Source organism: Nocardia heshunensis (assembly GCF_054782115.1).
In genome coordinates this window covers 312,274-337,338 of record NZ_BAAGTC010000007.1, presented here as the reverse complement: position 1 = coordinate 337,338, position 25,065 = coordinate 312,274, and the positions used below count along the sequence as shown (strand labels likewise).

At 68.4% G+C, this 25,065-nt stretch carries 23 protein-coding genes; 15 read left to right on the top strand and 8 right to left on the bottom strand.

The features are described 5' to 3' along the window. Nucleotides 1-118: 118 nt before the first annotated feature. Together ACYVN4_RS24605 and ACYVN4_RS24600 are read left to right on the top strand one after the other, a co-directional pair. Nucleotides 119-3,121, top strand: a complete 3,003-nt coding sequence (locus ACYVN4_RS24605; RefSeq protein ID WP_460724347.1) for a type II toxin-antitoxin system Rv0910 family toxin — start codon at nt 119-121, stop codon at nt 3,119-3,121. 142 nt (nt 3,122-3,263) lie between these two features. Next, nucleotides 3,264-4,166: an alpha/beta fold hydrolase gene (locus tag ACYVN4_RS24600; protein WP_460724346.1), complete on the top strand. Its 903-nt coding sequence runs from the start codon at nt 3,264-3,266 to the stop codon at nt 4,164-4,166. A gap of 14 nt (nt 4,167-4,180) precedes the next feature. Here the strand turns inward: ACYVN4_RS24600 and ACYVN4_RS24595 are convergent, their stop codons facing one another. Further along, complete coding sequence (locus tag ACYVN4_RS24595) at nt 4,181-5,713, bottom strand: multicopper oxidase family protein (protein WP_460724345.1); 1,533 nt, start codon at nt 5,711-5,713, stop codon at nt 4,181-4,183. Nucleotides 5,714-5,950: 237 nt separating this feature from the next. Between ACYVN4_RS24595 and ACYVN4_RS24590 the strand changes: the two genes are divergently transcribed. Both ACYVN4_RS24590 and ACYVN4_RS24585 read left to right on the top strand, forming a co-directional pair. Then, entirely contained in the window at nt 5,951-7,141 is a 1,191-nt protein-coding gene (locus ACYVN4_RS24590) for a sensor histidine kinase (RefSeq protein ID WP_460724344.1), read from the top strand. Beyond that, entirely contained in the window at nt 7,138-7,773 is a 636-nt protein-coding gene (locus ACYVN4_RS24585) for a response regulator (RefSeq protein ID WP_460724677.1), read from the top strand. Before ACYVN4_RS24590 ends, ACYVN4_RS24585 begins: the two co-directional genes overlap by 4 nt. 16 nt (nt 7,774-7,789) lie before the next feature. Here the strand turns inward: ACYVN4_RS24585 and ACYVN4_RS24580 are convergent, their stop codons facing one another. The 3 genes from ACYVN4_RS24580 to fadD11 form a co-directional block, all read right to left on the bottom strand. Beyond that, entirely contained in the window at nt 7,790-8,443 is a 654-nt protein-coding gene (locus ACYVN4_RS24580) for an enoyl-CoA hydratase-related protein (protein WP_460724343.1), read from the bottom strand. Nucleotides 8,444-8,470: 27 nt separating this feature from the next. After that, nucleotides 8,471-9,067, bottom strand: a complete 597-nt coding sequence (locus tag ACYVN4_RS24575; RefSeq protein WP_460724342.1) for a TetR family transcriptional regulator — start codon at nt 9,065-9,067, stop codon at nt 8,471-8,473. 127 nt (nt 9,068-9,194) lie between these two features. Further along, nucleotides 9,195-11,000 (bottom strand): fatty acid--CoA ligase FadD11, encoded by a 1,806-nt coding sequence (gene fadD11, locus ACYVN4_RS24570; RefSeq protein ID WP_460724341.1) that lies wholly within the window; start codon nt 10,998-11,000, stop codon nt 9,195-9,197. A gap of 260 nt (nt 11,001-11,260) precedes the next feature. On the opposite strand from fadD11, the gene ACYVN4_RS24565 reads away from it, so the two are divergent. From ACYVN4_RS24565 to ACYVN4_RS24550, 4 genes are all read left to right on the top strand, one after another. Further along, nucleotides 11,261-12,574: an MFS transporter gene (locus ACYVN4_RS24565; protein ID WP_460724676.1), complete on the top strand. Its 1,314-nt coding sequence runs from the start codon at nt 11,261-11,263 to the stop codon at nt 12,572-12,574. Nucleotides 12,575-12,658: 84 nt separating this feature from the next. After that, nucleotides 12,659-13,315 (top strand): response regulator transcription factor, encoded by a 657-nt coding sequence (locus tag ACYVN4_RS24560; protein ID WP_460724340.1) that lies wholly within the window; start codon nt 12,659-12,661, stop codon nt 13,313-13,315. A gap of 5 nt (nt 13,316-13,320) precedes the next feature. Next, entirely contained in the window at nt 13,321-14,835 is a 1,515-nt protein-coding gene (locus ACYVN4_RS24555) for a sensor histidine kinase (RefSeq protein WP_460724675.1), read from the top strand. Beyond that, nucleotides 14,832-15,740 carry a TAXI family TRAP transporter solute-binding subunit gene (locus ACYVN4_RS24550; RefSeq protein WP_460724339.1) on the top strand — a complete coding sequence of 303 codons (909 nt, stop codon included), beginning with the start codon at nt 14,832-14,834 and terminating at the stop codon, nt 15,738-15,740. Before ACYVN4_RS24555 ends, ACYVN4_RS24550 begins: the two co-directional genes overlap by 4 nt. An 83-nt stretch (nt 15,741-15,823) precedes the next feature. Here ACYVN4_RS24550 and ACYVN4_RS24545 read toward each other — a convergent pair whose 3' ends face one another. Further along, nucleotides 15,824-16,570, bottom strand: a complete 747-nt coding sequence (locus tag ACYVN4_RS24545; RefSeq protein WP_460724338.1) for a hypothetical protein — start codon at nt 16,568-16,570, stop codon at nt 15,824-15,826. A 114-nt stretch (nt 16,571-16,684) separates the two neighbouring features. Between ACYVN4_RS24545 and ACYVN4_RS24540 the strand changes: the two genes are divergently transcribed. Further along, nucleotides 16,685-17,107 carry an ester cyclase gene (locus tag ACYVN4_RS24540; protein ID WP_460724336.1) on the top strand — a complete coding sequence of 141 codons (423 nt, stop codon included), beginning with the start codon at nt 16,685-16,687 and terminating at the stop codon, nt 17,105-17,107. 21 nt (nt 17,108-17,128) lie between these two features. Here ACYVN4_RS24540 and ACYVN4_RS24535 read toward each other — a convergent pair whose 3' ends face one another. Further along, complete coding sequence (locus tag ACYVN4_RS24535) at nt 17,129-17,704, bottom strand: TetR/AcrR family transcriptional regulator (RefSeq protein WP_460724335.1); 576 nt, start codon at nt 17,702-17,704, stop codon at nt 17,129-17,131. Between the two features lie 94 nt (nt 17,705-17,798). On the opposite strand from ACYVN4_RS24535, the gene ACYVN4_RS24530 reads away from it, so the two are divergent. The 4 genes from ACYVN4_RS24530 (at nt 17,799) to ACYVN4_RS24515 (ending at nt 21,501) form a co-directional block, all read left to right on the top strand. Further along, nucleotides 17,799-18,623 (top strand): SDR family oxidoreductase, encoded by an 825-nt coding sequence (locus ACYVN4_RS24530; RefSeq protein WP_460724334.1) that lies wholly within the window; start codon nt 17,799-17,801, stop codon nt 18,621-18,623. A 14-nt stretch (nt 18,624-18,637) separates the two neighbouring features. Beyond that, nucleotides 18,638-19,702, top strand: a complete 1,065-nt coding sequence (locus tag ACYVN4_RS24525; protein WP_460724333.1) for an NAD(P)H-dependent amine dehydrogenase family protein — start codon at nt 18,638-18,640, stop codon at nt 19,700-19,702. A 63-nt stretch (nt 19,703-19,765) separates the two neighbouring features. Beyond that, nucleotides 19,766-20,113, top strand: a complete 348-nt coding sequence (locus ACYVN4_RS24520) for a hypothetical protein (RefSeq protein ID WP_460724332.1) — start codon at nt 19,766-19,768, stop codon at nt 20,111-20,113. A 170-nt stretch (nt 20,114-20,283) separates the two neighbouring features. Continuing rightward, the gene (locus ACYVN4_RS24515) at nt 20,284-21,501 is read left to right on the top strand and encodes an alpha/beta fold hydrolase (protein ID WP_460724331.1); all 1,218 of its coding nucleotides are present in this window, start codon (nt 20,284-20,286) and stop codon (nt 21,499-21,501) included. 70 nt (nt 21,502-21,571) lie between these two features. On the opposite strand, the gene ACYVN4_RS24510 is transcribed toward ACYVN4_RS24515, so the two are convergent. Next, nucleotides 21,572-22,015: a hypothetical protein gene (locus ACYVN4_RS24510; RefSeq protein WP_460724330.1), complete on the bottom strand. Its 444-nt coding sequence runs from the start codon at nt 22,013-22,015 to the stop codon at nt 21,572-21,574. Between the two features lie 26 nt (nt 22,016-22,041). Here ACYVN4_RS24510 and ACYVN4_RS24505 point away from each other — a divergent pair, with 26 nt between their 5' ends. After that, on the top strand, nt 22,042-23,538 hold the full coding sequence (locus ACYVN4_RS24505) for an alkaline phosphatase family protein (protein WP_460724329.1): 1,497 nt from the start codon (nt 22,042-22,044) through the stop codon (nt 23,536-23,538). A 45-nt stretch (nt 23,539-23,583) separates the two neighbouring features. Here the strand turns inward: ACYVN4_RS24505 and ACYVN4_RS24500 are convergent, their stop codons facing one another. Next, nucleotides 23,584-24,261, bottom strand: coding sequence for a DUF4232 domain-containing protein (locus ACYVN4_RS24500; protein WP_460724328.1), 678 nt, complete (start codon nt 24,259-24,261; stop codon nt 23,584-23,586). Nucleotides 24,262-24,611: 350 nt separating this feature from the next. Here ACYVN4_RS24500 and ACYVN4_RS24495 point away from each other — a divergent pair, with 350 nt between their 5' ends. Next, the gene (locus tag ACYVN4_RS24495) at nt 24,612-25,025 is read left to right on the top strand and encodes a Fur family transcriptional regulator (protein ID WP_460724674.1); all 414 of its coding nucleotides are present in this window, start codon (nt 24,612-24,614) and stop codon (nt 25,023-25,025) included. Nucleotides 25,026-25,065 lie beyond the last annotated feature (40 nt).

Genomic DNA, 25,065 nt, shown 5'->3' with positions numbered 1-25,065 from the left:
AATTCGGTTGAAGGGGGTGCGAAGTCGGCCGATGAACGGTGTTCACTCTTCCGGTGGCGTGGTGGCGCCGATACCGTGAAGCGCGATGGTGTTTGGACCCTCAGCGAGGAGGTGGGCCGTGACCGCGGTGCCGGGAATGCAGCGTTTGCGTGCGGTGGTGGAGCAGGGGCGCGACAAGAGCGCTTCGGTGCGCAAGGGATTGCGCGCGGGCGGAGCCCTGCTCGACAGTGTGCGCCGCGATCCTCGCATCGTGCGCGAGCTGATCGCCGGATTCACCGGGCAGGGCAGCGAATCCGCGCCGGTGGCGGCCGAACATGTCCTGCCCGAGGGGCTCTCGGCGTATCCGCGTACCGCGCACGCGCAGGCCGATCTGGAGACGGGTGCGGCGGCGACGCTGGCGTATCTGGTGCAGTTGCAGCGGCTTCCGGAGTGGGTGGTGTTTCATGCGGGCTGGCGGGGCGATCCGCCGGCGACGGCCGCGGTGGGGGTGGAGTACACGCAGGTCGCCAAGTTCATGGGGATCCCGGCGGATGTGGCGTGGACGGTGACGCAGGTCGGTGACGGCGGGCTGGCGTTGCGGGGGTCGGGGCCGCAGGGGTTGGGTTTGGGTTTGTGGATCACGGTGGTGCCCAATGGGTCCGGGTCGCGGGTGTATCTGGATGCGGGATTGTCGGGGCAGCCGATCGAGGGACCGTTGGGGGCGACGGTGGCCCGGGCGTTGGGTGAGGCGTTGACCCAGTCGCTGGCGGCGTTGCCGCCGGTGCTGGCCGCCGCCCGTGCCGTGGGCAATCCGCAGGCGGGGCGGCCGCAGCGAAAAGCGGTGCGGCATCGGGCCTCGGGGGTGGTGTTGGCGCCGACGACGCCGGTGCTGATCGGGGTCGGCCAGGTGGTGGAGCGCACCCCGGACGGCTCGTATGCCGATCCGGCGGCGTTGGCGGTGCGGGCGTTGCGGGCGGCGGCCACCGATGCCGGTGTGGGGCAGTCGTTGCTGGCGGGCGCGGACGCGGTGTTCGCGGTGGCGCCGACGTCGTGGCAGTACCGGGATCTGGGTGCGCTGGTGGCCGCGACGGTCGGGGCGTCCGGAGTGGATACGGTGCAGACCAGTCCGTTCGGTGGTGATGGTGGTCAGCTGGTGCTCAACGAGGCGGCGGCGGCGATCGCGGCCGGTGACTACGAGCTGGTGCTGGTGACCGGGGCCGAGGCCGGGGCGACGCAGGCCGCCGCGCAGCGCGCCGGGATCGAATTGTCGTGGCCGGTGCAGGATTCGGCGGTGGCCCCGACCCGCACGGTGGGTATCGACAAGGCGGCCAACAATGCCGCGGAGTCCGAGGCCGGGCTGCAGGCCCCGATCAATATGTACGCGCTGCTGGAGTCGGCGAATCGGGGGCGGCTGGGCCGTAGTGTGGCCGAGCATGCGGAGGCGGTGGCGCAGTTGTGGTCGCGGTTGTCGGCGGTGGCGGCGGGCAATCCGAATGCCTGGCAGCCACAGGAGTTCTCGGCCGCAGCGATCGCGACGGTGTCGCAGGACAATCGGATGATCTCGGCGCCCTATACGAAACTGGAGTGCGCCAATCTGAGCGTGGATATGGCCTCGGGCATCATCATGGCCTCGGCGGCCGCGGCGGAGGCGGCGGGGATCCCGCAGGACAAGTGGGTGTTCTTGCACGCGGGCGCTTCGGGCACCGATGAGTGGTTCGTGAGTGAGCGCACCGAATTGGCGGCCTCCCCGGCGATCCGGGCGCTGGGGGCGGCGGCGCTGGATCATGCCGGGATCACTGCCGAGGATCTCACCCACGTGGATCTGTATGCGTGTTTTCCGGTGGCGGTGCAGATCGCGGCCCGCGAACTCGGTCTGCCGCTGGATGATCCGAAGCGTCCGTTGTCGGTGACCGGTGGGCTGACCTTCGGTGGCGGGCCGGGCAACAATTACGGCGGGCATGCGGTGGCGACGCTGGTGGGCCGGTTGCGGGCGGAGCCGGAGACCTTCGGGCTGGCGACCTCGCTGGGCTGGTATCTGACCAAGCATGCGCTGGGCGTGTATTCCGCGACGCCGCCACGGCACGGCTACCGGCATCTGACCCCGGTCATCGAGCATCCCCCGACCCGCCCGGCCCGCACCGGCTACACCGGCGAAGCGGTCGTGGAGGCGTACACGCTGCCCTATGACCGGGCCGGGGCACCCGAGGCGGCGATCGTCAGCCTGTTGACTCCCGAGGGTGCGCGAGTGCTGGTGCGCAGCACCGAATCCGAGGTGCTGGCGGCATTGACCGAGCAGGACTGGCTGGGGCTACCGGTGACGGTGTCGGGTGAGTCGCTCACACTGCGTGGCAGTGAGACGGTGGCATTGCCGTCCGCGCCGCCGGCGCCGGTGCTGATCGAGCGGCGCGGCCACGTCATGGTCATCACGATCAATCGGCCCAAGGCGCGCAATGCGATCGATCTGGCGACCGCGCGCGGGCTGGAACGCGCGATCGATATCTACGAGGCCGACCCGCACGCCCGCATCGCGATTCTGACTGGCGCGGGTGGATATTTCAGTGCCGGAATGGATCTCAAGGCGGCGGCACGCGGTGAGGTGCCGGTGACCGAGAAGCGCGGCATCCTGGGCATCGTGTCGGTGCCGCCGCGCAAACCGTTGATCGCCGCGGTGGAGGGTCCGGCGTTGGCGGGCGGGTGCGAGTTGGCGTTGGCGGCGGATCTGATCGTGGCCGCGGCGGATTCGAGCTTCGGGATCCCGGAGGTCAAACGCGGGCTGGTGGCCGTGGGCGGTGGCGTGCTGCGGCTCTCGCAGCGACTACCGCGCGCGATCGCGATGGAGCTGGCGTTGACCGGCGACCCGATCAGCGCGGCCCGCGCCGCGGAGATCGGATTGATCAACGAGGTCGCCGAACCGGGCAAAGCCCTCGAGGCGGCGCTGGTGCTGGCCGAGCGGATCGCGATCAACGCGCCGTTGAGTATCGACGCGAGCAAGCAGATCATCGAGCAGGCCCCGGACTGGTCGGTGGGTGAGGCGTTCGCCAAGCAGGGTCAGGTCGCCGCGGCGGCGCTGTCGTCGCAGGACGCCGGGGAAGGGATGCGCGCGTTCGTGGAAAAGCGTCCCCCGGTGTGGAAGGGCCGCTGACCCGACTAGGGGTGGGCCGTGACCCCGAGGGGTCGATCCTCGCGGACCCACATCGCCGCAGGCCGCATCTCCAGCAGGCCCGTGTTCCCGGCACGCCCGCTCTCCGGCGGGTCCGTGTTCGAGCAGGCATGAAAGAGTAAGCATGACAGTCGATCTCACCGAATCCACGCTGACCCTCGACCGCGACGGGTTGCAGTTGACCGCGCGCCGTTTCGGTGACGCCGACGCCCCGCTGGTGGTGCTGGTGCACGGGTTTCCCGATACCCCACACAGCTTCGACGGGGTGATCCCGCTGTTGGTGGCGGCCGGGTATCAGGTGCTCGCGCCGTGGCTGCGCGGCTATACGGCCGCTTCGGCCGACCGTAGCGCCCGCTATGACCTGATGGCGGTGAGCGCGGATGTGGCGGCCTGGCAGGCCGAGATCGGGGCGCCGCGCACGCATCTGGTGGGCCATGACTGGGGTGCGTTCGTGGCGATGATCCTCGCGCAGCAGGATTCGGGCCGCTGGGAGTCGTTGACGCTGTTGGCGATTCCCCCGTTCGGTGACGGCGTCGCACCCGGCATGTGGCGGCAGCTGCCCCGGCAGCTGTGGCTGTCGTCCTACATCCCGGTGATGGCCTCCCCGCTCTCGCCCCGGCTGCTGGTGCGCCGTGACGCGGCATTCGTGCGGGCATTGTGGCGGCGCTGGTCTCCGGGCTGGGCATTCACCGACGAGCAGTTCGCCCCGGTGGCAGCGGTATTCAGCGATCCGGTGCGCGCCTGGGCGGCCACCAGCTACTACCGCTCCCTGTTCGCGGTGGGCAACAGCGCAACTCGTGAGTTCAGCCGGATCGTGATGGCCGCCCCCGCAGCGCTACCGACGCTGGCATTGGCCGGACAGCGCGACGGCTGCATGTCTCCCACCTTGCAGCGGGTGCTGGCCGAGCACGCCGGGGTCGCGCATGCGCAGCTACCCGATTGCGGCCATTTCCTGCAGGCCGAGCGCCCAGAGGCGGTGGCGGCGTTACTGATTCCGCATCTACGCGCCGCAGATTCGACTGACTGAATCGACCGTCGCGCTCAGTGGCCGCCGTGTGCGCCGCCGCCCATCGGCATGTCGCCCATTCCTGTGTGGTCCATGCCCATCTCGCTCATCGGCGCGGGGGCGTAGGCGGGTTGTTGGCCGGGGTCCAGGAGTAGGAATTGGCCCATCATGCCTTGGTCTTCGTGGTGGAGCAGGTGGCAGTGGTACATGTACGGGTGGGCGGGGTCGGCGGGGCCGGGGAAGTGGACGGCGAGTTCGTAGGTGCGGCCGGGTTCGAGGTAGACGGTGTCTTTCCAGCCGGACAGTTCCGGTGGGGGTGGGGTGGCATCGATGGTGCGGACCTGGAATTGGGTGTCGTGGACGTGGAAGTTGTGGGGCCAGTTCTCGAGGTTGCGGACGGCCCAGATTTCGGTGGCGCCGGTGGTGATGGTCATGTCGATGCGGTTCATGTCCATCTTCGCGCCGTTGATCATGAACCATTTGAGGTCGAAGCTGCGGGTGACGGGCAGTTGCGGAGCCAGCGCTGTGATGGTGGTGAGGGTGGCGGGCAGGGCTGGCGCGGGGGCGGGAGTCCCGGTGGCGCGCAGGGTGAGGACGTCGAAGGTGTCGTCGAAGCCGAAGCGTTCGGGGCGGTCGATGCCGGTGCGGGTGGTGACGGGGTAGGCGCGCAGGGTCGGGGTTTGGCCGGGTTGCAGGTCGACGAGGATTTCGGCGCGTTCGCCGGGGCTGAGTTGCAGTCGGGTCAGCGCGACGGGGGTGGCGAGCAGGCCGCCGTCGGTGGCGATGAGGGTGACGTCGCGGTCGTCGAAGCCGAGGTTGAACACGCGGCTCGAGGAGCCGTTGAGTATCCGTAGCCGGGCGCGGCGGGCGGGCAGGTCGTGGTGGGTGGCGATGGCGCCGTTGACGGTGAGGGTGTCGCCGAGCATTCCGTAACTGCTGGTGAGGGTTTCGTCGAGGTGCCCGTCGGGGGTCAGGCGGCGGTCCTGCAGGACCAGGGGGATGTCGTCGATGCCGTAGCGGCGCGGCAGGTCGAGGCGGTCGCTGTCCTCGTCGTCGAGGTAGAACAGTCCGGCCAGGCCGCGGTAGACGTGTTTCTCGGTGGCGCCGTGCGGGTGTGGGTGATACCAGAGCATGGCGGCGGGCTGCTCGATGCGCCATTGCGGGGTCCAGGTGGCGCCAGGCGCGATCATCTGGTGCGGGCCGCCGTCGCTGGCGGCGGGGACGTGCATGCCGTGCCAGTGCACGCTGGTGGCTTCGGGCAGGGTGTTGGTGGCGGTGATCGACACGGTTTCCCCGCGCCGCGCGCGCAGGGTGGGGCCGAGGATGGAGCCGTTGTATCCCCAGGTGGGCGTGGCGATTCCGGGTTTGATCTCGGTGCTGCCGGTTTGTGCGGTGAGGTGGAAGTGGCGGACCCCGGCGGCATCGACGTGGGAGTCGGCCAGCGGCGGAATCGGTAGCGGCCGCGGACCGGTGGGGGCGTTGGAGGCGGCGGGGCGGGTGCAGCCTGCCGCGGTCAGCGCCAGTGGGAGGGCGGCGGCGGTGACGAGCAGGCGTCGTCGCGAGATCACGGGTGCTCCTGGGGTCGGGGGCCGGGTCGGTCGGGCCCGGGTTGCTCGGCGCTGGGTCGCAGCGGGCTCGGGTTGCGGGCCGGTCTCCAGGCTTCCGGTTTCGGGTGCGTCGCGATTCCTCCCCCGGGCCGCGTTCGGGGTGCGGTTTGCGGCCACGGGAGTCTTGTGGCTGGGCAATCGTTGTGCTATCGCGACCCGTGTGCGGCACGAGGGCGTCGGGTTCTCTACCGTGGACGGGTGATCGTTGCCCGTGCTCGTGCCAACCGCTGGAAGGCCGCGCGTTTTCTGCCGTTGCTGCTGATCCCGGCGTTGTTGGCGGCGAGCACTTTTCCGGGTGAGTACCGCGTCCCGATCGTTTACTGGGTGCTTGCTGTGGTGGCGGGGGTGGTGTTCGCGATCGGTGATCGGTGGCCGCTGGCCACGGCGGTGACGTTGTCGGTGCTGGCGGTGCCGATGTTCGTGATCCCGGCGTGGGGGCCTTCGGAGCTGGTCCCGTATCTGGGTGCTTTGGCGGTGGTGGAGGCGGTGATGCGCGGCGGCCGCCGCGCGGCAGTCCTCGCCTCGGGGGTGTGGGCGTTGGCGTGGGTGGCCGGGCATTGGGGCGGGCACGCGCCGGGGTTCTGGCGGGGCGCGACGTTCGTGGAGGCGGCCGCCTATGTCGGGTTGCCGGTGCTGCTGGGGTTGTATCTGCGCGGGCAGCGCGAGCTGACCGCGAGCCTGCGGGCCCGCGCCGCGGATGCCGAGATCCGCACCCGGGCCGAGGAACGCACGGCGTTGGCCCGCGAGCTGCACGATCTGGTGGCCCACCATATGGCCTCGATCGTGTTGCGGGTCAAGGTCGCTCGCCGGGTGCTCGGGGACGTGGATCCGCGCGTGGGTGAGGTGCTCGATGATGTGGGTGACACCGCCTCGGGCGCGTTGACCGATATCCGGCGGCTGTTGGCGGCGTTGCGGGATCCGGGCCTGGATGCGGTGCCGCTGCTGGACGCGCACGTGGTGCGCGCGGAGATCGAGGCGGCGATGACGCGGGTGCGCCAGGGCGGTTTCGAGGTGCGCGCCGAGATCGACGCCGACCTCGAGGGCCTGGACGCCATCACCCGGCTGACCCTGTTGCGGCTGGTGCAGGAGTCGGCGACGAACGTGATGAAGCATGCCGAGCGCAGCGCCCCGGTCTCGATCACGGTGGTGCGCAACGACTCCGGCGTGTGGCTGCAGGTGCGCAACCGGTTCGGCGCGGCGCGCACGCTACCCGGTCACGGGCTGGTCGGCATGCGTGAACGCACCGAGCTTGCGGGCGGGCGACTCTGGGCCGGTGCCCGCGAGCACGAGTGGCTGGTCGAGGCGCAGTTGCCCGCTACCGCCGTCGACGCGCGCCCCAGCCTCGTGGCGAGCGAGTCGTGGCCCGAGGTGTCCGGGAGGACGCGGTGATTCGGGTGTTGCTGGTGGATGATCAGCGGTTGGTGCGGGCGGGGTTGCGGATGCTGGTGGAGGCGACCGCGGATCTGGTGGTGGTCGGGGAGGCCGCCGATGGGGTGGCGGCGCTGCGGGTGGCGGCGGAGACCAGCCCGGATCTGGTGTTGATGGATCTGCGGATGCCGGGGATGGACGGGGTGGCCGCGACCCGGGAACTGTTGGGTGGTGGCGGGCCGGTGCCGAAGGTGTTGGTGTTGACCACCTTCGATGATGACGAGCATCTGTTCCCGGCGTTGGCGGCGGGCGCGAGCGGGTATCTGGTCAAGGACACCGATCCCGAGCAGTTGCTGACCGCGATCCGGCGGGTGATGGACGGCGAGTTGTTGTTCTCCCCGCCGTTGCTGGCGCGCCTGATCGCCCGCGCGGTGGAATCACCGGCCCAAACCCCTTCCCCGGCAGTCGATCTGACCGCACGGGAGGTCGAGGTGCTGGAGTTGGTGGGTGAGGGTTTCAGCAATGCCGAGATCGCGGACCGTCTGCATGTGGGGGTGACCACGGTCAAGAAGCATCTGGCCCATTTGATGGACAAGACCGGCGCGGACAATCGGGTGCGCCTGGCGGTGTTCGCGGTCCGCCGGGCGCGTTGAAGGATTCGCTGCGGGTTCAGGCGTTGGCGAGGGCCGCGGCGGCGTCGGCGAACATGACGGCCTTGATGGCGGCCAGGGTGGTGTGATCCTTGGCGCCGATCGGGGTGAGGATGGCTGCGGCCGCGGCGGTGAGCCCGTCGAGTTCGGCGGTGGCGTCGACGATCTCGTAGGCCAGGGCGTCGGGGCCGCCGAAGCGCCGCCCGGTGGTCATGGACGCGATCGCCGAGCGCGGGGTGAGTTTGGCTTGGATGAGCGCGGCCATGCCGCGGCTGAACGGGATGCGGATGTCGGCTTCGGGGAAGCAGAAGTAGCCGCGGTCGGCGCGCATGACGCGGTGGTCGTGGGCGAGGGCGAGCATGGCGCCCGCACCGAAGGCGTGCCCGTTGAGGGCGGCCGCAGTGGGCAGGGCGAAGGTGAGCACGCGCGCCAGCAGTGACTGTACTTGCGCCACATACCATTCGGCGCGTTCGGCGTTGGCCGAGAGCCAGTCGAGGTCCAGGCCGTTGGAGTAGAACTTGCCGGTGGCGGTGGTGATGAGGGCTTGGCTGCCGTCGCTGAGCACGGTGTCGAGGTGGGCGTTGATCTCGGTGAGTACGTCGGGGGTGAAGCGGTTCTCGGTGTCGCCGAGGTCGAGTACGGCGATCTTGTCGAGGTGGGTGAGGGTGGGCACGGGTGTCTCCTTGGGCGGATGGGTGATTCAGGCGGGCGCGGGCCCGATGTCGAGGACCGCGCGCACGGCGGCGCGCAGGTGCTCGCGCGCGATCGGATGGGTGAGCCGGTCGCGATCGAGCAGGATCGCGGTCGGCAGGTCGACCAGGCACAGCGTGAGGGTGTCGACGGCGGCGGCGTCGCCGCGATCCCACAGTTGTCGCGCCAGGGTTTTCATCAAGGCCACCAGGGTCTTCTGGGTGGCGGCGAGTTCGGCGCGCACAGTGTCGGGCAGGTCGTCGCCGAGCAGGTCGCTACGGCGGACCCGGAAGAACAACTGGGTGGATTCGGGATAGCGGGCAGCGAAGTCCGCGGGCGCCTCCGCGGCGGCGAGCACCGCGTCGGGCCCGGCTCCGGCGGCGTCGACCAGTTCGGCCTGCAGGGTCAGAAATCGGTGGGCGGCGCGAATCCAGGTGCGCCCCAACAGTTCCGCCCGGGATCCGAAGGTGTGATACAGCGCCCCGTTGGAGACGCCGGTGGCGGTGGCGACCGCGCGGATGGTGACCGCGGCGGGGCCTGAGGCTACCGCCAGGGCCTCGGCGGCGTCGAGCACGAGGTCCGGGTCGTGGATGCGGGGGCGGGGCACGTCCCGACCATAACAGAGCAAGTGCTCTGTTATGAAGGGGTGGAGGTGAAAACCCAGGTCAGAGCACCGAATTCAGCGGCTACCGCGGCGCGTCAGCGCGGGTGGCGGGTCGGACGGTGGTGACGGGTCAGGCGGTGGTGGTGTCGGGTTCGTGGATGCCGTCGGTGAGGGCGGGGCTGTACATGGCGTCGATGTGCTCGGCGTATTTGGTGGCGATGGGTTTGCGGCGCAGTTTCATGGTGAGGGTGATTTCGTCGCCGCCGGGTTCCCAGAAGACGGGCAGGATGGTGAAGCGTTTGATCTGTTCGACGCGTGAGAGTTTCGCGTTGCCCGCCGCGACGCCGCGCGCGATTTCGGCGATGAGGTCCTTGTCGGCGGCCAGCGCGGCGGCCGACGCGTCGGGCAAGGCGTGCTGGGTGGCGTAGGGGGCGGCGGATTCGGCGTCCAGCACGATGAGTGCGGTGTTGTAGGGCCGGTTGTCGCCGATGGTGGCCAGCGCGCCGATGAGTGGGGTGGCGGCTTTGATGGTGTTTTCGATGTTGGCCGGGGACATGTTCTTGCCGCCGGAGTTGATGATGAGTTCTTTCTTGCGGTCGATGACGCGCAGGTAGCCTTCGGCGTCCTCGGTGATGATGTCGCCGGTGGCCAGCCAGCCCTCGGCGTCGAGGGTGGCGGCGGTTTTCTCGGGTTCCTTGCGGTATTCGCGCATGACGAGGGGTCCGCGCACGAAGTATTCGCCGTCCTCGCCGATGCGGGACTCGAGGCCGGGTAGCAGTCGTCCGACGGTGCCGAGGCGGGCTTGTGCGGGTGGGGCGACGCTGACGATGCAGGTCAGCTCGGACATGCCCCAGACTTCGGAGATGGGGATGCCGAGGCCGAAGAAGAAGCCGAGGGTTTCCGGCGGGATGGGCGCAGCCCCCGAGAGTGCCCATTTGAGTTGGTCGAGGCCGAGTTTGGCGCGCAACGCCCCCAGCACGGCGGTGTCGGCGTGTTCCCATTCGGCGGCTTGGGTGTCGTCGAGGGGTACTCCGGCCAGTTGCGCGGCGGCTTTGCGGGCCGCGATGGCCAAGGCCCAGTCCAGGGCGGCGCGGCGGGTGGGGTCGGTTTCGGCGGCGACCGAATATTCCACGGCCGCTTTGAGTTTCTCCCACACCCGCGGCACCGCACCCCAGATGGTGGGGTGCACGTCGGCCAGGGCGGCGGGCAACTGGGTGCGGTCGGGCACGACGGTGATCTGGGTGCCGAAGTATTGGTGCATGTAGAGGTTGGTGACCCGGTCGGCCATGTGTGCGGTGGGCAGGAACGAGGTGATGCGGTCGCCGTGTTCCACCGGCATGACCGAGGCGTAGGCGCGGCATTCGAAAGCCAGGGCGGCGTGGGTGATTTCGACGCCTTTGGGGTTGCCGGTGGTGCCGGAGGTGTAGCAGAGGGTGACGATGTCCTCAGCAGTGACGGCTTGCCAGGTGGCGTCGAAGTCGAAGTCGCGGCGCCCGAGCTGGATGAGTTGCGCGACGGTCAACGTGCCGGGGGCGGGGGCATCGACGCACACGATAGTGCGCATCGGGACTCCGCAGGCGCGGATCTTGTCGACGTATTGGGCTTCGCAGATCACCACCTGGTTGCCGGCGTTGGCGAACACGTAGTGCAGTTGTTCGGCCGAGAGCGTGTTGTACACCGAGAACGAGGTGGCTCCGGTGTGTTGTGCGCCGACTTCGAGGGGGTAGAACTCGACGCGGTTGGCCATCATGAACGCCACCGTGTCCCCGCGTCCGACGCCGAGTGCCGCCAGCCCGGCGGCGATCTCGCGCACTTGGGCGGCGTATTGCGCCCAGGTGAGGGTGTGGGTGCCGCCGATGCTGCGGACGGCGATCGCGTCGGGGTCGATCGCGGCGGTCGCCTGGAAGGCGGCCGGGGACGTCTCGGGTTGATTCATCACAGTTCTCGCTCCACTCACCTCTCGAGCCTTCTCAGACGGTAAGGCGCACGGTGGGGTGCGCGGGCGGGATTGGCGCGGATCGACGGTGCGGTGATCGTCCTAAGGGAGCGTTAGGAATCGGGGTAAGGGGTTGGGTGAGGGGTGTGTCGGGCGACACAGTGGAGCGCGTGGAGGCGACGGTGCCGCCGCGTTCGTGAGGGAGAAGTGCTGTGAGCAGGACACATTCGTCCGGGGAAGCCCGGGTGGTGGCCAACGTGATGCGAGGGTCCATCGGCAATCTGGTGGAGTGGTACGACTGGTATGTCTATGCGGCGTTCAGCGTGTACTTCGCCAAGACGTTCTTCCCCGACGGCGACGCGACCGCCCAATTGTTGTCCACCGCAGCGGTTTTCGCGGTCGGGTTCCTGATGCGGCCGATCGGCGGGTGGGCGTTGGGCCGCTACGCCGATCGTTTCGGACGTCGTAGCGCGTTGACGTTGTCGGTGACGGTGATGGCCGGTGGCTCGCTGCTGATCGCCGTCACCCCCTCGTACGCGTCGATCGGGTTGGCGGCGCCGGTGATCCTGCTGCTGGCGCGCCTGTTGCAAGGCTTGTCGGTGGGTGGCGAATACGCCACCAGCGCAACGTATCTGTCGGAGGTGGCTTCGGCGGGGCGGCGCGGGTTCTATTCCAGCTTCCAGTACGTGACCTTGGTCGCCGGACAGCTGGTGGCGCTCGGAGTACAGATCGTGTTGCAGCAGGTGCTGACCGCCGCGCAGCTCTCGGCGTGGGGGTGGCGGATCCCGTTCGCGATCGGGGCGGCCGCGGCGGTGATCGTGATGATGTTGCGCCGCGGCATGGACGAATCGGAATCCTTCGAAGCCACCCGCAGCGGCGACAAGGCGGCCGGGCGCGGTCAGGGCTCGTTGCGGGTGCTGGCGCAGTATCCGCGCGAATGCCTACTGGTGGTGGGTTTGACCCTGGGTGGCACGGTGGCGTTCTACACCTACACCACCTACATGCAGAAATACATGGTCAACACTTCCGGGATCGGGAAGTCGACGGTGGCGTGGATCAATTTCGTGGCGTTGCTGGTGTTCGTGGTGTTGCAGCCGATCGCGGGCGCGCTCTCGGATCGCATCGGGCGGCGCAAGCTGCTGATCGGGTTCGGTGTCGCGGGCACCCTCGGTACGGTGCCGATCATGACGTTGCTGGGTGACACCAAGAACCCGGTGGCGGCGTTCGCGTTGATGTTGACGGCGCTGGTGGTGATCACCGGCTACACCTCGATCAACGCGATCGTGAAGGCGGAGCTGTTCCCCACCCGCATCCGCGCTTTGGGTGTCGGGTTGCCGTATGCGTTGACGGTGGCGATCTTCGGTGGCACCGCGGAGATGATCGCGTTGGCGTTGAAGAAGGCCGGGCACGAGTCGCTGTATTTCTGGTACGTGTCCGGGTGTGTGCTGATCTCGCTGCTGACGTATTTCTTCATGCGCGAGACCGCGACCGCCTCCACCATCGACGCCGAGGAAGCCGCCGCGACCGCGCCGCAGGCCGCGCATCCGGTGGTCGAGCAGGTCCCGGCGCGCTGAATTCGGTGGCGCTGCCTGCCCTCGGTGGGTGGCGCCCCCAGGGCGGGGACTGGTCGGTTTGTCGTGGAGGAGAGAATCGGAGCCATGCGGTTGGCGGTGGTCGAGGACGATGACGGGGTCGGGGAGGCGCTCGTCGAAGCGTTCACCGTGCGCGGGCACGACGCGGTGCGCATGCGCCGGGGCGCGGATGTGCTGACCGCGCATCGCGGATTCGACGCGGTGGTGCTGGATCTGGGACTGCCCGACGCCGACGGGCTCACGGTGCTGCGGCAGCTGCGGGAGGTCACCGACGTCCCGGTGGTGATCTTGACCGCGCGCAGTGACGAACGCTCCATCGTGCGCGGATTGCGGGGCGGCGCTGATGATTACGTGATCAAACCGCCGCGCATCGCCGAGCTGCTGGCCCGGCTCGAGAACGTCACCCGCCGCGCCCAGCCCGCCCCCACCCCCGCCACACTCGTCGAATACGAGGATGTGCGGGTGGATCTGCACGCTCGCCGCGTCGAGGTCGGCGGCGTCGAGATCGCGCTCACGGCCAAGGAATTCGCGCTCCTCGAAGCACTGACGCAACGCCCGGGCACCGCGGTGAGCCGCCAGCAGTTGATGGACCGCGTGTGGGGTGATGCGTTCGTGGCGGTGTCCCGGTCGCTGGATGTGCACATGACCGGGTTGCGCGCCAAACTCGACCGGCCCGGCCTGATCACCACCATCCGCGGCTTCGGCTACCGCTGGGGCGCGTGAGGGCGATGCGGCGGCGACTGCTCATCGCATTGACCGGGTTCGCGGCACTGGCGGTGCTGGCGTTCGCGATACCGTTGTGCCTGACCGCGGCCACCAGCCGCACCCAAGAACTGGTGTCCGGGCGCGGCGGGGACGCCGAACGCTTCGCCAGCCTGACGCTCACCGCGCAGGGGCTCGGCGACAACCGAGCGTTGAGCTTGGAAGTCGCCCGCTACCACGACCTCTACGGCGAGGCGGTGCTGATCGTGGATGCGCGCGGCATCGCGATCGTCAACGCCGGAGTCGACACCGGCGATGCGCGAGTGGCGGCCGCACTGGCGGCGGCACGGCGCAATCAACACCCCGCCACCGTGACCCGACTACTGCCCTGGAGCCCCGACACCGTACTCATCGCCCGCCCGGTCGGCTCCGACATGCAGGTCGAAGGCGCGGTCGTCATCATCGCCTCCACCACAACCGCCCGCACCGACATCACCCGCGTGTGGCTGATCGTGGCCGCCGGCGCGCTGGCGGCCATGGCGGTCTACACCGTGCTGGCACTGTGGCTGTCGCGGTGGGTGCTGCGGCCACTGGCGCGATTGTCGACCGCCGTCGCCGACCTCACCGCCTCCCTGCCCCGCCCCCGCAACCCCAGCACCGTCACCCGCCGCCACGACGGCCCACCCGAGCTACGAGCGCTCGCCCAATCCTTCGACTCGATGGCCACCGCCGTGCGCGACTCTGCCCACGCCCAACGCCGCCTGATCGACGACACCGCCCACGCCCTGCGTAACCCGTTGGCCGCCTTGACCATTCGCCTCGACTCCCTCGAACCCGCAATCCCCGCCACAGCAACCACGACCTTCCGGGGCGCGACACGAGAGGTGGAACGACTCACCGGCCTCCTGGACGGCCTGCTCACCCTCGCCGTCGCCGAGGGCAACGACTTCGACCCCGCGAGTACGGAACCCGATCAACACTGCGATGTTCATGCGGTGATTCAGGACCGCGTCGACTCCTGGCACACCGCCTTCCACAACGCGGGCATGAGGTTGACAGTCACTCCCACCCTGGACACTCCGGTTGCCGATGCACCCGTGCCGTCAAGGTCCGCCGAAACCGCTTCGGCGGTGCTGGTCCCGGGCAGGTTCCCTACCGCCGAGGCGGCGCTCGATGCCGACATCCTGGCCCAAATTCTGGACGTTCCGTTCTCGAACGCCTGCCGCTATGCCGGTCGCGACAGCACCACCCGTGTGAGCGTGTCCACCGAGCCGGGCTGGGTGAGCATCACCGTCGCCGATGACGGAACCGGGGTCGGCGCTGCGGAACTCGAACAGCTCACCACCCGCTTCTTCCGCGGCTCGAGCGCCGACGGGCAAACCGGGTCCGGGCTGGGGCTGCCGATCGCGGCCGCCCTGGCCACCTCGCGCCACGGCAGCCTGTCGGTCCATGCGGTCGACCCGCACGGTCTCGCGATCGTCATCCGCCTGCCCGCCGCGAACTCTCGGGTCCACACGGGTGCGGACAGGGGGCCGGAGTGATCACGAGACGACAGTTGCTGAGTGCGGGGGCGCTGGCCGTGGCTGGCGCGGCTGCCGTGTCGACGGGGTGTGCCCGCAAGAGTGACGCGGTGACGGTGCGGTTGGCGGCGGGTGAGGAGGGCGGCTTCTATCACGCGTTCGCGTTGCTGCTGGCGCGGGAGGCGGCCGGGTCCGGGGTTCGAGTGCAGGTGCTCACGACGGCCGGGTCGCGCGACAATTTGCGATTGCTGGCGGGCGGGGACGCGGATACCGCGCTGGTGCTGGCGGATTCGCTGGCCGAGGACCCGGAGCGGCCGCCTGCGATCGGGCGCGTTTACGAGAATTATTTGCAATGGGCCGTCGCCCCGGACAGTGCGTTTCGTACGGTCGCGGATTTGCGGGGTGCGCGGGTGAATCTGGGTGCGGCCGGGTCGGGAGCGGCGTCGAGCGGGATGAAGCTGCTCGCGGCGGCCGGGGTCGCCGTCGAGGAGGTGACGGTGACGCACCTGCCGTTGCCCGACGCGGTATCCGCACTCACACAAGGCCGCTCGGAGGCGTTGCTGTGGGCGGGCGGGGTACCGACGGCGGCATTGAACGGGTTGCGGCTGTTGGATCTCGGGCCACTGGCCGCGATGATGCGCGACCGTTTCGGCTACCTCTACGACCCGGTCCTGATCCCCGCGGGCACCTACCCTGGCATGCCCGCGGTACACACGATCGGTGTGGCCAACCTGCTGGTGGCCGCCACGACACTGCCGGATTCGACGGTGGCCGCATTGACGAACGTGCTGCTCACCCACGCGGATTCGCTCGTTCCCGCCGAAGCCGCAGGCACCCAGTTCCTCGACGCCCGCTCGCTGATCGGCACGGGCACGGTGCCGCTGCATCCGGGCGCGGCGGCGGTATATCGCCGCCACCACGGGTGACGGTCCGCTGGTTGCCGGTGACCAGCCTGGCGGAGCCCGGTGACCGGCCCGGCTGGACGGCGAGTGTCGACATCGGTGCGGTCTTACGGGTGTCCGGGGTTGAAGTGGTTGGCTGCGTGCCCCGTCCCGCCTGCGTAGTCGCCGCCGGGGTGGGCTCCATAAGACGGGTGCCCCGGGGCTCCGGGGTAGCTGGGGTTGCCCGGGGTGCCGTGATATCCCGGGTCGGCGGGGACGGCTGCGGGCTGTTGCCAGGTCGGCGCCATCGTTGCCGCGGGTGTCGGGGCGGGAGCTGCCGGGGCGGAATATGGTTGGCCGGGTACGGGATTGGGGTAGGTGGGGGATTGGTGTGGTGGTGTCGGGCGATTGTTGTCGGGGGTGGGGATGAGGACGGTGATGATGGCGATGATCGCGCCCAGTGCCGCGGGGATGGTCAGCCAGTTGCCGTGTGCGCCGAGGGCGTAGTAGCGGGAATGTTCCAGGTACAGCAGTAGGGAGCTGAGGTTGGTGGTCAGTAGCAGTCCGGCCGCGACACCGGCGGCCGGGCGTGCTGCCGCGCCGCGGGCGGCGAAGCAGGCGATGGCGGCGGCGAGGCCCGACAGGATCTGCAGGGCGGGGATCAAAGTGAGCAGGCTGTAGGTGCCGCCGCCCCAGAAGAAGTGGATGCCGGTGGAGAGCGCGGCCAGTAGCAGCGCGATGCCGGTGACGGCGGTGATCATGGGCCGGGGTGGGCGTGGCGGGGCCGGGCGGACCGGATTCGGTGACCCGCCCGCGAATCCGGGCTGCTGCCATGTGGGGGCCGGTGGGTGGCCGTGTGGCTGTGGAATGGTCATGTGATCGATCCCCTCCCTGGATGAACGACGCCGACTACCCTATGCCGGTTGCGCGGTGCGTGCAGTGCGGGCGTTCTCGCGCATCGGTGCCGCGGACGGGGTTATCGTCGGGCCATGAGCGTTGATCCGAAAACCCTTGTGCGCACCTTCTATTCGATCACCGACGCCATCTCCGCGGGTACCGCGCCCGCCACGGCCCTGGACGAAGTGCTCGCCGACACGCTGGTCGTGCATATGCCCGACGGCGCCCGCGTGGACCGCGACGGCTTCCGGGCGGTCAATCATGCCTTCGCCCAGGGCTTCCCGGGTTCGGTGCACACCATCGAGGATCTGATCGCCGAGGGCGATCGGGTGGTGGCCCGGTTGAGCTGGCGTGGCACGCATGTCGGTGAGTTCCAGTCCGCGCCGCCCACGGGTGCGGTGATCGAGCTGGCCGAGTCCGGCATCATGCGGGTGGAGGGCGACCGCATCGTGGAGTTCTGGCCGTTGTTCGATTCGCTGGCATTGATGCTCGGCGTCGGGATCGCCAAGATCTGAAGCGGCCCAACCGAATCCGCGCTACCGGGCGGGGCGCTGCCCCATGATGCCGTAGAGCAGCAGGTCCTCCAGCGAGGCGGCGAAGCCGTCGAGGTCGTCGATGTCGCGAATGCACATGGCGAACAGGGCGGCCCCGGCGATGGTGTCGAGCACGGTGTCGGGGTCCAGACCCGGGCGGGTCTCGCCGGGCAGGTAGTCGCGCAGTTCTTCGCGGGTGGGGCTGTCGAGGCGGGCGGACAGTTTCTCGTAGAGGCCGGAGTCCTGACGCATCTCGGCCATCAGCCCGGGCATGGCGGCACGCGTCTCGGCGGACCCGAACAGCTGGATGGTGCCGCGGATGACCTTGCGGACCTCCCCGAGCAGATCCGGTGCCACCACCGCGGAGCCGACGTCGGGGAACACCGCCTGCGCGATGAGGTGCGCCTTGGAGGGCCAGCGCCGGTAGATGGCCGGACGCGAGACGCCGGCGCGCGCGGCGATGGCGTCGATGGAGGTGGCGGCGTAGCCCTGTTCGACGAGCAGGGCGCGGGCGGCGTCGAGGACCGCGGCGTCCACCGCGGGGTCGCGGTGCGGGCCCAGTCGGTGGCGTGTGGTCACGAAATCCGTCCTTGTCGCCGTGAATTCGAGTCGTTACAGTCTGTCACATCAAAGTCGTTACATTCTGTAACTGCTGAGGACTCGAGGAGGAGTCGTGTCAGCCGCACCCCATCCCACCCCCGCCGAGACCTACACGCCGGTGCCGCTGCTGGCGGGCAAGGTCATCGTCATCTCCGGTGTCGGCCCCGGCCTGGGCCATTCGCTGGCCATCGAAGCCGCCCACATGGGCGCGACCCTGGCCTTGGCCGGGCGCACCGAGAAACGCCTGCACGAATACGCCGACGAGATCACCGCCCTGGGCGGCTCTGCGCTGGTCGTGCGCGCCGATATCACCGTCGAAGCCGACCGTGGCGCCCTGGCCCAGCGGGTGGTCAGCGAGCTGGGTCGGGTGGATTGCCTGATCAACAATGCCTTCGCCATCCCGCCCATGTACCCGATCACCCAGATCGACGTGGAAGCGCTGCGGGTGGCCAATGAAACCAATGTGTTCGCGCCACTGCGACTTTCGGCGTTATTCGCTGATGCGTTGGAAGCCTCACACGGGTCGGTGATCATGCTCAACTCGTGCGTGTCCTACAGCTCGCAACCGGAGTACTCCGGCTACAAGCTCTCCAAAGGCACACTGCAACACCTGGCCTCGTCGCTGGCCACCGAGTTGGGTCCGCGCGGCATCCGCGTCAACTCCGTCGCCCCGTCGTACGTGTACGAGGACATCAACAAGGCCTATTTCGATTGGCTGGCCAGCCAGGCCGGGGTCACCCACGAGGAGATCTACCGGCAGAAGGCCGCCCCGACGGATCTGGGTCGTCTCGCCGGTCCCGACGAGGTCGCCCGCGCCACCCTGTTTCTGGCCAGTGATCTGGCCACGGCTGTGACCGGGCAGATGCTGACCGTCGATTGCGGGGAGTTCCACCGATGAATGCAGGAGAGATCGTGAGAAAGCGAATCGTGTTGTGGGGGACCGGTGTCGTCGGTTCCATGGTGCTCGCGGAGATCCTGCGCCATCCCGCCTACGAACTCGTCGGGGTCGGTGTCAGCAATCCCGCCAAGGTCGGCAAGGACGCCGGAGACCTGTGTGGCGCGGACGCCACCGGCATCCTGGCCACCGACTCGATCGAGGAATTGATCGCCACCCGCCCCGACGCGGTCGTGCACTACGGGCCGACGGCCGCGTTCGCGGAGGAGAACATGCGGGTCATCGGCGCGTTCCTGCGCGCCGGGATCGACGTGTGCTCCACGGCCATGACGCCGTGGGTGTGGCCGGATACCGTGCCCGCGTTCTGGCGTGACCCGATCACCGCCGCATGCGAGGCCGGGGGAGCGTCATGCTTCACCACCGGCATCGACCCCGGCTTCGCCAACGACCTGTTCCCGATGACTTTGATGGGGTTGTGCGGTGAAGTGCGCTCGGTGCGCGCGTCGGAGCTGCTCGATTACACCGATTACGAGGGCGACTACGAATTCGAGATGGGCATCGGGCATCCGCCGGAGTTCACCGCATTGCTCGAACACCCCGACATGCTCGTGATGGCGTGGGGCGCAACGGTTCCCATGATCGCGAAAGCCGCCGGCATCGAACTCGACACCATCACCACCACCTGGGACAAGTGGGTCACCCCGACCGATCGGCCCACCGCCAAGGGTGTCGTGAAGGCGGGCACGGTCGCCGCGATCCGCTTCACCATCAACGGCGTGTATCGCGGCCGGGAGGTGATCGTGCTCGAACACGTCAACCGCATCGGTCTCGACGCCGCCCCCGACTGGCCCGCCGGCACGAAAGACGATGTGTACCGGGTCGATATCGTCGGCAGCCCGTCCATCGCGCAGGAAACCTCGTTCCGTTTCACCGACGGGTCGGGCCGCACCCCGGCGGTCGCGGGCTGCCTGGCGACCGGGATGCGGGCGCTCAACGCGGTCGCGGCCGTGAATGCGCTGCCGGCGGGCTGGGTGACGGCGTTGGATCTGCCGTTGATCGGGGGCGTCGGCACCATCCGGTGAGGATTGTCGGTTAGCGTGGTGCGCGGTTCACCCGATGCAGCTCGTCCATCCCAGGAGGAAGCCTTGCCCGCAGGTGTTCGTGTCGTCGTCCTCGCCGCCATGGCCTGTGCCGGGCTGCTGGCCACCGCGCCGATCGCGGTGGCCGACAATCCGATTCCGCTGGCTCCCGTGGCGCCGGTGAGCCCGGTCGATCCTGTCGCTCCGGGGGTTCCCGGTGCGGGTCAGATCGTTCCGAGCGGGAGTTCGAGTCAGACCTCCACGGAGACGACGACCGATTCCAAGACCGACACCTTCACCGGCACCTGCACGACCACCGCCTCGGGGACGGTGACGACCACGTGTACGGGCACCACGACGACCACCGAGACGTCCACGACCACCACGACGTCGACGACGACCAACTGGCTGTGATCGGGTCCCACTCCACCTGATTGCGTCACAGTGACGTAATCAGGTGGGGTGGCGGGGGCCGGGGGAGCGGGCGACAACACGGCCACCACCGCCAATCGATAAGCGCGACTTATGATTTCGCGGTTGTTTGCTCGTTGATCAGCCCGGCCCTCGGCTTCGAGACTTGTCGGGTGACCGTTGAATTCCCGACCATGCCCGCCCGCGACGACCTCGACCGGCGCCTGGCCGCCCTGCCCATCGGCTATCACGACCTACATCCCGATGCCAGCGTCAACTATCAGATGAACCGCTTCTACAGCTGGGTCGGCGACCCCACCATGCTGAGCGAGATGCGCGATGCCGCCGCCGACGTCCACGACTACCCGACCTTCGCGCAGATCTTCCTCACCCTGGGCGAGAAGTGGCTGACCGCGGGCGAATCCCTCAAGGGCGCCGCCTATCTGCGCATCGCCGAGTTCTTCCTGCCCACCGGCGACGACCGCAAACTGCCCACCCGCACCCGCTTCCTCGACACCGTGCGCGCCCACTACGCGGTACCCGCCGACAGCAACAGCCGCATCCCGTTCGGCGAGGGCTGGATGTCGGCCTACCGATTCACCCCCGACGCACCGCTGGGCACCATCGTCGTGTTCGGCGGCTTCGACTCCTACATCGAGGAATGGCTGGCCGCCGGCTACGCCCTGCGCGACGCCGGCTACGACGTCGTCCTGTTCGAGGGCCCCGGCCAGGGCGCGACCCTCGAGGAAGCCCACGTCCCGTTCCGCGCGGACTGGCAGCAGCCCGTCGGCGCCGTCCTGGACTTCTACGACCTGCACGAGGTCACCCTGATGGGCTTCTCCATGGGCGGCGGTCTGGCCCTGCGCGCCGCGGCCCACGAACCCCGCGTCCGCCGCTGCGTCAGCTACGGCGTGATGACCTCCTTCCTGGAGGTGAACCTGCACATCTTCCCGCACGAGGTTCGCGCGCACCTGATGTCGTGGCTCGACACCGGTGACGCCGCCGCCGTCGACGAGTTCATGACCCGCGCCGCCACCGGCAACCTGCTGCTGGAATGGGCCATCGAACAGGGCAAGCACACCACCGCGACGGCCACCACCTTCGCCATGTTCCAGGCCTACCGCGACTACGAAACCGCCTCCATCTCCGCCCAGGTCACCCAGGACGTCCTGATCCTGCACGGCAACGAGGACCACTACATCCCCAACCAGCACCTCCTGGACCAGATCGCCCTGCTCACCGCCACCAATTCCCTGACCACCCGAGTCTTCACCCGCCACGAACAAGCCCAAAACCACTGCCAGGTAGGCAACTTCGGCCTGGCGCTGCGCACCATCATCGACTGGCTCGACGCCCAGCGCCGCCGCGACGCGGCCCTGACCTCCGCCTGACACCCCCAAATTCGCCCAAATCACCCTGACACCAACAACTTCCACCCTCCAGCCACCCCACCCTAATACGTCACTGTGACGTATTAGGGTGGGGAAACCCGGCAACAAGGGGAGTAGGACGCAAGCCATCGGAGGCCGGATCGGGCTCGAGATCGCCGATTCCAGCCAACCGGCCGAAACAGGAAATTTTCCACCAAATGGCCAGTCCGGCAAAAGATTTCATTTCGACCGATTCGGCACCCTCCAGGCGAAGAGTGTTCACGCGACAGCCACCAAGAGCGAAGCCGAGCCGACCGGCCGCCACGACGAGTGCGGATTGCGCGAACACCGCACGTACACAACATCTTTCAAGATCAACTCTGGTCCCGTAACCGCGCCGATAATCAACATTATGTAAAGTTGCGGTTGGGTGGGCGGTGTCGTTTTCCCGCTGTTCGATGATCGGCTCCCCTTGTTGGGTGCGCGGAAATCTTTGGCCGGTACAAAGCTCTCGCATCGCAACCGCGGCGAACATCGTTGCGGTGGGAGGAGTTTCGGAACATGCGGGTTTGGTCGGCTATGGCCGGGGTTGTGGCGGTGGTGGGTGCGGTTTTGGCCGTGCCTGCTGGTGCGCAGGCGCAGACGGGTAGCGGGAATCTGATCGTGAATGGGGATGCGGAGGCCGGGTATTGCACCACGGACTGGAATGCCGCTACTACCCTGCCGGGCTGGAGCATCACGGCCGGTAGCCCGGATGTGATCTGTTCGTCGGCGGGGTCGTTCACGTATCCGTCGAGTCCTGCGCCCGGGAAGGCGTTCTTCGCGCCCGGCAATCAGGGTGATGGGGCGATCGCGCAGACGGTGAATGTGGCCTCGGCGGCGAGTGCGATCGATGGTGGCGGGGTGAGCTACAACCTCGAAGGCTGGCTGGGTGGTTGGGGCAGCTATGCCGGGCAGGCGCAGGTGTCGGTGACCTTCCTCAATGGGTCGGGGCAGTCGGTGGGTACCGGTGCGCTGCCGACGGTGAGTGCGTCGGATCGCAAGTCCAAGAACGCTTTCCTCGATCGCAAGACCTCTGCTGCGGTGCCGAAGGGTACTCGCTCGATCGCGGTGCAGGTGAAGTTCGTCAACAGTGCGCACGAGGCGGGGTATTTCGACAATCTGTCGTTGACGTTGTCGACGCCGGTGGCTGCGGCGGCGTTGACTCCCCCGGCGTCGACGGTGCCGGGCTACGACCACGTGTTCGTGATCATGATGGAGAACACCGATTATTCGGCGATCGCTCCCGACACCACGGACATGCCGTACTTCCACGGGTTGATGGGTAAGGGGGCTTCGATGACGAACTATCACGCCGTCTATCACCCCAGCGACGAGAACTACATGGCGATCGCGGGCGGCGACACGTTCACCGTCGGTGCGACGTATTGGCCGAATATCAAGGACCCCAACCAGAATCTCGGTGACGAGCTCGAGGCGGCGGGTAAGGGCTGGAAGGCGTACGAGCAGGGCATGGGTTCCCCGTGCAACGCCACTGCGGCGACCGAGCACACCAAGGATCAGTACTACGCCCCCGATGACGCCCCGTTCATCAACTTCACCGACATCTCCGGCAACGCGGCGCGGTGTGCGGCGCATCTGGTCGACACCGATCAGATGGCGACCGATCTCGCCTCGGCGGCCACGACCCCGGCGTTCTCGTGGATCGGTGCCGACGATTACTACGACGGTGAGTCGGCGGGCAACGGTAATGCCGCGAGCCGCAAGGTGCAGGACGGCTGGTTGCAGCAGACGATCGATCCGATCCTGGCCTCCCCCGCCTGGACTCAGCAGCGTTCGCTGTTGATCGTCACCTGGGATGAGGACCTCAGTGAGGCCGACAATCATGTGGCGACCGTGCTGGTGGGTTCGCAGGGCACGGTCCCGGCGGCGATCACCAGCTCTGCCCGTTATGACCACTACAGCACCGGTCGCACGATCGAGGCGGCGTTGGGTTTGGGTGCGTTGACGGCGAATGACAAGTACGCGACGCCGATGAACGACGCGTTCGCGCACTAGCGGCTACTCCCCCGGCCCGGGTCTCCCCCGGGCCGGGTGCCGCTGCTAGGCCGGGGTGACGGCGCGCACGAGGAGCATGCGTTGCGGGCTGGGGCAGATCAGGCCGTCCCAGGGCAGCCACATGGATTCGGTGTTGTCGGGCGGGTAGACGCGCAGGGTGTTGGTGCGCAGCGCGTTGCAGTCGTTGACCTGCTTGGGGTAGGTGATGAATTCGAACTGGGCCGCGGCACCCGGTGTCAACGTGACGGGGCTGGGGGTGGGTGCGCCGGGCCCTTGGTCGCGTTGGGCGGGTTCGCCGACGGGGTCGCCGGTGGCTCCGTTGGTTTGTGAGACGCCCGGGAATCCTTGGATGACACAGGTTTTGGAGCTGTTGTTGATGAACCGCAGGAACCAGTCCCCGCCGACCGGTCCCCCGTGTCCCTTGTCCAGGATGATCTGACCGGTCACGCATTTGGGGGGCGTGGCGTCCCCGGCGACGGTGGTGATCGGCGCCCCGGCTCCCGGCCCGTCATGGTCGATGCCGCCGGGCGCGGTGGTGGTGATGGGTGCTCCCGCCCCGGGTCCGTCGTGGTCGATGCCGCCCGGGCTGGAGGCTCCGGGTTGGGTGGTTTGTGCGGCCGGGGTCGTGGTGGCGGGTCCGGCGGAGGTGTTCGGGTCGCAACCGCTGACGGAGATGGCGACGCCTGCCGCGAATGCGACGACGGCCAGTGACTTGATCCGCATGAGATCCCCTCGAAGTTCGGTACTGCCTACCGTTCGTGTGCAAGCTCCACATCGAACCCTGTGAATCCCCGTTACGGCCCAGCGTGAGCGGAAGTTTGCGTAATCGCCTGCGCTGCACGGTTCTTCGCCGTACTCTTGCCCGAAACGCCCTGTTCCGGGTACTTCCGGGCAAAGCGTTAACACTGCGCCGGTGTTGTTGGTGCCCCAGAAAGTGGGGGCGGGTTGAACCCGGGCGTGATCGTCGTCGTGAGGCAGGCGGGAATGTCTCCGACCCGAGCGATCAAGACTTGATTCATTCCAGAAAAACGGGCAGAGTGTGGGTCGTGCCCACGCCTACGGATTTCGAGCGCATGTTGCGCGGGGCCGCTTTGCGTGTGACCGCACCGCGGCTCGCGGTGCTGACTGCGGTACATGAGCACCCCCACTCCGATACCGACTCGATTCTCGGTTACGTACGCCAAGCCCTCAGCGGTGTCTCCCATCAGGCCGTCTACGACGTCCTGCGGGCGTTGACCGCCGCCGGGCTGCTGCGGCGCATCCAGCCCATGGGGTCGGTGGCGCTGTATGAGACCCGCGTCGGCGACAACCATCACCACGTCGTGTGCCGCTCGTGTGGTCAGATCGCCGACGTCGATTGCGCCGTGGGCGACGCACCCTGCCTGACCGCGTCCGACAGCCACGGTTTCGCGCTCGACGAAGCCGAGGTCGTCTACTGGGGCCTGTGCCCCGACTGCTCGAAAACAGCGGCAACACAACAGAAGTAGCGATCACAGCCCGTGATCGACAGCCCCGATCACCTACCTG